Raw genomic sequence first — 225 nt, 5'->3', positions numbered from 1 at the left:
ATCATGTTTTTCGCGATTTCTGACATGGCTGCATTGCTTGATGGGTTACGCGCGCTTGGGGGGTGGGTGCTTCTTTAGCGTGTCTCGCGCTGCACCCATCCTACGGTTCGTCGGGTGTTGCGCGGAAACATGGTGGCAAGAATCGCGGCGTCGAATGTGCGTAAGCCATCATGTTTTTCGCGATTCCTGACATGGCTGCATTGCTTGATGGGTTACGCGCTTGGT

It is taken from the genome of Achromobacter sp. RTa, from assembly GCF_000757485.1.
Lineage (GTDB): Bacteria > Pseudomonadota > Gammaproteobacteria > Burkholderiales > Burkholderiaceae_B > Achromobacter.
Note: the sequence above shows the minus strand (reverse complement) of the source record.